General features: G+C 69.6%; 7 protein-coding genes. 4 read left to right on the top strand and 3 right to left on the bottom strand.

All coding sequences use genetic code 11. The features are described from left to right. Window positions 1-130: 130 nt before the first annotated feature. A complete protein-coding gene (locus ACGFNN_RS28940) occupies window positions 131-802 on the bottom strand; it encodes a response regulator transcription factor (protein ID WP_362552140.1) in 672 nt (223 codons plus the stop codon). Between the two features lie 9 nt (window positions 803-811). Next, the gene (locus ACGFNN_RS28935) at window positions 812-1,657 is read right to left on the bottom strand and encodes a RecB family exonuclease (protein WP_393560508.1); all 846 of its coding nucleotides are present in this window, start codon (window positions 1,655-1,657) and stop codon (window positions 812-814) included. Window positions 1,658-1,826: 169 nt separating this feature from the next. On the opposite strand from ACGFNN_RS28935, the gene ACGFNN_RS28930 reads away from it, so the two are divergent. From ACGFNN_RS28930 to ACGFNN_RS28920, 3 genes are all read left to right on the top strand, one after another. Further along, a complete protein-coding gene (locus ACGFNN_RS28930; protein WP_393560259.1) occupies window positions 1,827-3,077 on the top strand; it encodes a site-2 protease family protein in 1,251 nt (416 codons plus the stop codon). Between the two features lie 42 nt (window positions 3,078-3,119). Next, complete coding sequence (locus ACGFNN_RS28925) at window positions 3,120-4,028, top strand: tRNA (adenine-N1)-methyltransferase (protein ID WP_393560257.1); 909 nt, start codon at window positions 3,120-3,122, stop codon at window positions 4,026-4,028. A 198-nt stretch (window positions 4,029-4,226) separates the two neighbouring features. Then, window positions 4,227-4,823 carry a hypothetical protein gene (locus tag ACGFNN_RS28920; protein WP_393560255.1) on the top strand — a complete coding sequence of 199 codons (597 nt, stop codon included), beginning with the start codon at window positions 4,227-4,229 and terminating at the stop codon, window positions 4,821-4,823. 3 nt (window positions 4,824-4,826) lie between these two features. On the opposite strand, the gene ACGFNN_RS28915 is transcribed toward ACGFNN_RS28920, so the two are convergent. After that, on the bottom strand, window positions 4,827-5,138 hold the full coding sequence (locus ACGFNN_RS28915; protein ID WP_362674568.1) for a ferredoxin: 312 nt from the start codon (window positions 5,136-5,138) through the stop codon (window positions 4,827-4,829). A gap of 241 nt (window positions 5,139-5,379) precedes the next feature. On the opposite strand from ACGFNN_RS28915, the gene arc reads away from it, so the two are divergent. Continuing rightward, entirely contained in the window at window positions 5,380-7,146 is a 1,767-nt protein-coding gene (gene arc, locus ACGFNN_RS28910) for a proteasome ATPase (RefSeq protein WP_362552125.1), read from the top strand. Window positions 7,147-7,158 lie beyond the last annotated feature (12 nt).

Raw genomic sequence — 7,158 nt, 5'->3', positions numbered from 1 at the left:
TGGGGTACCGCGCCGGGGCCCCCCCCCGGGGGGGGGGGGGGGGGGGGCCCCCCCCCCCCCCCACCCCCCCCCCCCCCCGGGGGGGGGGGGGGCCCCCCCCCCCGCCCCCCCCGGTTTCTTCCATGACCGCTCACTGGGCGCCGGGACGCACCAGACCGCTCTCGTACGCGTAGACCGCGGCCTGCACGCGGTCGCGCAGGCTCAGCTTCGTGAGGACGTGGCCCACATGCGTCTTGACCGTCGTCTCGCTCACGAACAGGTCCGCCGCGATCTCCGCGTTGGACAGACCGCGCGCCACCAGCTTGAGCACCTCGACCTCACGTTCGGTGAGGGTATGCAGGGCGTCCGGCACCGGATCCTCGCCGGAAGGCAGATGGTCGGCGTACTTGTCGAGCAGCCGGCGCGTGATGCTGGGTGCCAGCATCGCCTCCCCGGCGGCCACCACCCGGATGGCCTGCACCAGCTCGTCGGCGGGCGCGTCCTTCAGGAGGAAGCCGCTCGCCCCGGCGCGGAGCGCCTCCACGACGTACTCGTCGAGATCGAAGGTCGTCAGCACCAGGACCTTCGCCGGGCCGTCCCGGCCGGGACCCGTGATCTGGCGGGTGGCCTCGACCCCGTCCATCCGCGGCATCCGGATGTCCATGAGCACGACGTCGGGCTGCAGCGCGCGTACCTGATCGATGGCCTGCAGACCGTCACCCGCCTCGCCGACCACCGCGAGGTCACCCTCGGCCTCCAGGATCATCCTGAAGCCGGTGCGCAGCAGTGGTTGGTCGTCGACGAGCAGGACGCGGATAGCCACGTGATCTCCTTAAGGGCCTTCGAGGGCGGCCTCCCGGCCGGTCTCGGACCGGACCGGCTCCATTCTGCCCTGCACAGCCTCCAACGGTTCGGCCGGGCGAACGGACAGCGGATATACCGGGGGAGTCCCACCGAACTCAGGACAGACCGCCCGGTGGTCGCACCAGCCGCACAGCTTGGTCGGCCGGGGGCGCCACTCACCCGTCTCGGTCGCGAGCCGGATCGCCTCCCACAGCGCGAGCAGCTTGCGCTCCACCCGCTCGAGGTCGGCCGGGACGGGGTCGTACGTCAGCACGTCGCCGCTGCCGAGGTAGACCAACTGCAGCCGTCGCGGCACCACCTTCTTCAGGCGCCACACCACCAGGGCGTAGAACTTCATCTGGAAGAGGGCGCCCTCCGCGTACTCCGGCCTCGGCGCCTTGCCCGTCTTGTAGTCCACGATCCGGACCTCGCCCGTGGGTGCCACGTCGACACGGTCGATCACCCCGCGCAGCCGCAGCCCCGAGTCCAGCTCCGTCTCGACGAACAGCTCCCGCTCCGCCGGCTCGAGGCGGGTCGGGTCCTCCAGCGAGAACCACCGCTCCACGAGCCGCTCCGCCTCGCCCAGCCACCCGGCCAGCCGCTCGCCCTCCGGATCCTCCTCGAACAGCTCCGTGAGCTCCGGCCTCGACTCCAGCAGACGGTCCCACTGGCCGGGAATCAGGGCCTTGGCCCTCGGCGCCGTACGGTCCACGGCCGGGGCGTCGAAGAGGCGCTCCAGCACCGCATGCACCAACGTGCCCCGGGTAGCAGCCTCACTGGGCTTCTCGGGCAGCTTGTCGATCACCCGGAAGCGGTACAACAAGGGGCACTGCATGAAATCGTTCGCGCGCGACGGCGACAGGGACGAGGGTGGCTGAGGCGGGCGCGGTACGGACGTCATGCCGAAGACCCTACGGCCCGCCACCGACACCGGGCGGCATACCATCGACCACAGAGCTCGGACACAGCATGACCGTGGCACAGCCACCGACCGGAGGGACCCCGTGGACGAGAGCGGCGACAGCGGGCGCCCGGAGCACGGCGCAGGGGGTAAGGACCCCGGCACCGGACCCGGCAAGGGCACACCACCACGTCCGGCCGAGCCCGGCGGTGGCCTCCTCATGGGACGTCCCTTCGGTGTGCCGGTCTACGTGGCCCCCAGCTGGTTCGTCGTCGCGGCTCTGATCACCTGGGTGTTCGGCGGCCAGCTCGACCGGGTCCTCCCGGAGCTCGGCGGCTTCCGGTACCTCGTCGCGCTCTTCTTCGCGATCGCCTTCTACGCCTCCGTCCTGGTCCACGAGCTCGCCCACACGGTGGCCGCCCTGCGCTACAAGCTCCCGGTGCGCCGCATCCAGCTCCAGTTCTTCGGCGGTGTCTCGGAGATCGAGAAGGAGACAGAGACCCCCGGCCGCGAATTCGTCCTCGCGTTCGTGGGACCGCTGCTCTCCCTGGTCCTCGGCGGGGTCTTCTACATCCCGCTCCAGTTCGTCGAGGCGGGCACCGTCCCCGGAGTGCTCCTCGCCGGACTGATGGTCTCCAACCTCATCGTCGCCGCGTTCAACCTGCTGCCCGGTCTGCCCCTCGACGGCGGACGCATGCTCCGCGCCGTCGTCTGGAAGATCACCGGCAAGCCGATGAGCGGAACCGTCGCCGCCGCCTGGGTGGGCCGGGGGCTGGCGGTCACCGTCCTCATCGGCCTGCCCCTGCTCACGCACACCGGCACCCTCGGCAACGCGGCCGGCGAGATCAGCGGGGTGGAGACCGTCACCGACGCGCTGCTCGCCGCGATCCTCGCCGGCATCATCTGGACCGGCGCCGGCAACAGCCTGCGGATGGCACGACTGCGTGAGCACCTTCCCGACCTGCGCGCCCGCACCCTGACCCGGCGCGCGGTACCCGTCGAATCCGCGACCCCCCTCTCCGAGGCCCTGCGCCGGGCCAACGAGGCGGGCGCCCGCGCCCTCGTCGTCGTCGACGGGCAGGGCAGCCCCAAGGGCGTCGTACGTGAGGCCGCCATCGCGGGCGTCCCCGAGCACCGCAGGCCCTGGGTGGCCGTCAGCGGCCTCGCCCAGGACCTCACCGACGGCATGAGGGTGCCCGCGGAACTCGCCGGCGAGGCGCTCCTGGACCGGCTCAAGGCCACCCCCGCCACCGAGTACCTCGTGGTCGAGGACACCGGCGAGATCTACGGCGTCCTCTCCACCGCCGACGTCGAGCGCGCCTTCGTCAAGGCCATGGCCCGTCCGTCGGCCTGACACCCCGGCAAGCGGCCCCCGAAATACCGGTAGGCTGGTCACATGTCCGAACCGACCGGTGCCGCCCGCCGTCGCGGCCCATTCAAGGTCGGGGACCAGGTCCAGCTCACCGACCCCAAGGGACGCCACTACACCTTCACGCTCGAAGCCGGGAAGAACTTCCACACCCACAAGGGTTCTTTCCAGCACGACGAGCTGATCGGTGCTCCCGAGGGCAGTGTTGTCCGTACCACGGGAAACGTCGCCTACCTCGCGCTGCGCCCCCTGCTCCCCGACTACGTCCTGTCCATGCCCCGCGGTGCCGCCGTGGTCTACCCGAAGGACGCGGGCCAGATCCTCGCCTTCGGCGACATCTTCCCCGGCGCCCGCGTCGTCGAAGCCGGCGTCGGCTCGGGTGCGCTCAGCACCTTCCTGCTGCGCGCCATCGGTGAGCAGGGCATGCTGCACTCCTACGAGCGCCGCGAGGACTTCGCCGAGATCGCCCAGCAGAACGTCGAGCGCTACTTCGGCTCGCCGCACCCCGCCTGGCAGCTCACCGTCGGAGACCTTCAGGACAACCTCTCGGACACCGACGTCGACCGTGTCGTCCTGGACATGCTCGCTCCCTGGGAGTGCCTCGAGGCCGTCTCCAAGGCCCTGGTGCCCGGCGGCATCCTCTGCGCGTACGTCGCGACCACGACCCAGCTCTCGCGGACCGTCGAGTCCATCCGGGAGATCGGCTGCTTCGCCGAACCGCAGCCGTGGGAGTCGATGATCCGCAACTGGCACGTCGAGGGCCTGGCCGTACGGCCCGACCACCGCATGATCGGCCACACCGGATTCCTGGTCACCGCCCGCCGCCTGGCGGACGGTGTGGAGCCGCCGCTGCGCCGCCGCCGCCCCTCCAAGGGCGCCTACGGCGAGGACTACAACGGTCCCGGAGCCCGGAGCGGCTCCGCCGCCCGCGACTGACCCGCCAGAGACCCGAAGGCGCCGCCGCCGAGTTCCCGGACCGACCCGGGAGCCCGGCGGCGGCGCCTTTCCGCAGTCCTTGCGGACCCCACCGTTCCCCATGGGTGTGAGGTGTGGCACGATGCTGGCCACCCCCGCCCGCCGGCCTGTGTCCGGCGCCGCCCGTCAGGCCTCCAGGAACCTCAGGAGACATACCGCGTGCAGACCTCCGCGCTCCCGGACCTCGCGCACACCGCGGCCAAGCCGGTGCACTGGCTCGCCACCGCGACGGCCATGGCCGCGGTCGTAGCCGCGGCGGGGCTGCTCCAGCCCGACGCGGCGACCGCCACCGCTTCGGCGCCGGGGCACCGTGTTGCCGCGCCGCACGCCGGCGCCTCCGCCGCGCCGGCGCCCGATCCGTCGGACGTCGTGTTCCCGCTCGACTGCGGTGCCTCCGGGCAGACCGTGGCGGACAGTGCTCCGGGAGACCTGGACGGCGACGGCGGGCCCGAGACCGTGGCCGTAGTCCGCTGCGACGCGGGATCGGGCACCCCGCCCAGCGGCATCTACGTCCTGGCACAGGCGAGCGGGGCCGCGGCCAGGGTCGTGGCGACCCTGGTGGACCCCGCTCAGAAGCTGACCGTCACCGACCTCGCGGTCCATGACGGGCGTATCTCGGCGACCCTGCTCGGCTACTCCTCGGCCGATGTGCCGCGCTGCTGCCCGGACGAACTGGAGAAGCCCGTCTGGCAGTGGAAGGGCAACGCGTTCATCAGGAGCGCCGGCCCCGCGGAGAGCGCCGCGCGCGGCGTCTGACCGTCACTCCGCGTCCGGACCGTAGACTTCCACATTGTCCGAAACGCGACGTACATGAATGCAGTCGCCGGGGCACTCCTTGGCCGAGTCCACCACGTCCTGGAGCAGGGGCAGCGGCACCGGGGTGGTGGCGCCCTTGTCCTGGAGCAGCTCGTCCTCGGAGCTCTTCACGTACGCGAGACCGTCGATGTCCAGCTCGAACACCTCGGGTGCGTACTGCACGCAGATGCCGTCGCCCGTACAGAGGTCCTGGTCGATCCAGACCTCGAGGTCCTGCGTGTCGCTGTCGCCCGGAGCGTCGTGCTGCACGGTCATGTGTCCTGCCGTTCCCTGCGTATCTGCACCAATTGAAGCCAGCCCTGACGGGTGTTGACCGCTTCGACGATACAACCGGCTGCTTTCCGGTGCCGAAGGGTGGGTATTCCCTTGGCGTGAGGGAGAGCGCAAGGGTGAAGATCGGACACAGTCCCGGGTCTTTGTGATCTAGGGGTTTCAATCATCACCCACCCAGGTAGGGTCAGGAAGCGTCCAGCTCCCCTTGGAGGAGGTGAGGACCGTGGCAGCCCACGACGACGACATCAACCGCGGCATCCGGCCCGCGCGGGGGTCAGAAGACCCAGCCGGCCAGGTTGCCTATCTCGAGCAGGAAATCGCCGTCCTGCGACGTAAGCTCGCCGACTCTCCGCGTCATACGAGGATTCTCGAAGAGCGGATCGTCGAGTTGCAGACCAGCCTGGCGGGCGTGTCCGCGCAGAACGAGCGGCTCGCCAACACACTCCGGGAGGCCCGCGACCAGATCGTGGCCCTCAAGGAGGAGGTCGACCGGCTCGCGCAGCCGCCGGCCGGATTCGGTGTCTTCCTGCAGGCCAACGAGGACGACACCTGTGACATCTTCACCGGGGGCCGCAAGCTCCGGGTGAACGTCAGCCCCAGCGTCGAGCTCGACGGCCTCAGGCGAGGCCAGGAAGTCATGCTCAACGAAGCGCTCAACGTGGTCGAGGCCATGGAGTTCGAGCGGGCCGGGGACATCGTCACCCTCAAGGAGATCCTCGAGGACGGCGAGCGCGCCTTGGTCATCGGGCACACCGACGAGGAACGGGTGGTGAGGCTCGCCGAGCCCCTCCTGGACATCACCATCCGCCCCGGCGACGCCCTCCTGCTCGAACCCAGGTCCGGCTACGTCTACGAAGTGGTCCCCAAGAGCGAGGTCGAGGAACTCGTCCTCGAAGAGGTCCCGGACATCGACTACGACAAGATCGGCGGCCTGGGCGACCAGATCGAACTGATCCGCGACGCGGTCGAGCTCCCCTACCTCCACCCGGACCTCTTCAAGGAGCACGAACTCCGACCGCCGAAGGGCATCCTGCTCTACGGTCCCCCCGGCTGCGGCAAGACGCTCATCGCCAAGGCCGTCGCCAACTCACTGGCCAAGAAGGTCGCCGAGGTGACCGGGCAGCCCGCGGGGAAGAGCTACTTCCTCAATATCAAGGGCCCCGAGCTCCTCAACAAGTACGTCGGTGAGACCGAGCGGCACATCCGGCTCGTCTTCCAGCGTGCACGGGAGAAGGCGAGTGAGGGCACCCCCGTCATCGTCTTCTTCGACGAGATGGAGTCCCTCTTCCGCACCCGTGGTTCCGGCGTCAGCTCGGACGTGGAGAACACCATCGTCCCGCAGCTGCTCGCCGAGATCGACGGTGTGGAGGGTCTGGAGAACGTCATCGTCATCGGCGCCTCCAACCGTGAGGACATGATCGACCCCGCCATCCTGCGGCCCGGCCGTCTCGATGTGAAGATCAAGATCGAGCGTCCGGACGCGGAGGCCGCGAAGGACATCTTCGCGAAGTACCTCACCCCCTCGCTGCCGCTGCACTCGGACGACCTGGCCGAGCACACCGGTTCCAAGGAGGCCGCCGCCCACGCGATGATCCAGTCGGTCGTGGAGCGGATGTACACGGAATCCGAGGAGAACCGCTTCCTCGAGGTCACCTACGCCAACGGCGACAAGGAAGTCCTGTACTTCAAGGACTTCAACTCCGGAGCGATGATTCAGAACATCGTGGACCGGGCAAAGAAAATGGCCATCAAGGCATTTCTCGAGCAGGGCCAGAAGGGCCTGCGCGTCTCCCATCTCCTCCAGGCGTGCGTGGACGAGTTCAAGGAGAACGAGGACCTGCCCAACACCACCAACCCGGACGACTGGGCCAGGATCTCCGGCAAGAAGGGTGAGCGGATCGTCTTCATCCGCACACTCGTCACCGGAAAGCAGGGCGCAGACACCGGTCGCTCCATCGACACGGTGGCGAACACCGGGCAGTACCTGTAAAACGCAGACCGG

The sequence above is a fragment of the Streptomyces sp. NPDC048590 genome (assembly GCF_043199535.1).
Lineage (GTDB): Bacteria > Actinomycetota > Actinomycetes > Streptomycetales > Streptomycetaceae > Streptomyces.
Note: the sequence above shows the minus strand (reverse complement) of the source record. Positions and strands in the feature narration are given on the sequence as shown.

Excerpts from the sequence above, each read along its gene's own strand:
- ACGFNN_RS28935 (WP_393560508.1), bottom strand. The coding sequence starts at position 1,657 with ATGCAGTGCCCCTTGTTGTACCGCTTCCGGGTGATCGACAAGCTGCCC.
- ACGFNN_RS28925 (WP_393560257.1), top strand. The coding sequence starts at position 3,120 with ATGTCCGAACCGACCGGTGCCGCCCGCCGTCGCGGCCCATTCAAGGTC.
- ACGFNN_RS28915 (WP_362674568.1), bottom strand. The coding sequence starts at position 5,138 with ATGACCGTGCAGCACGACGCTCCGGGCGACAGCGACACGCAGGACCTC.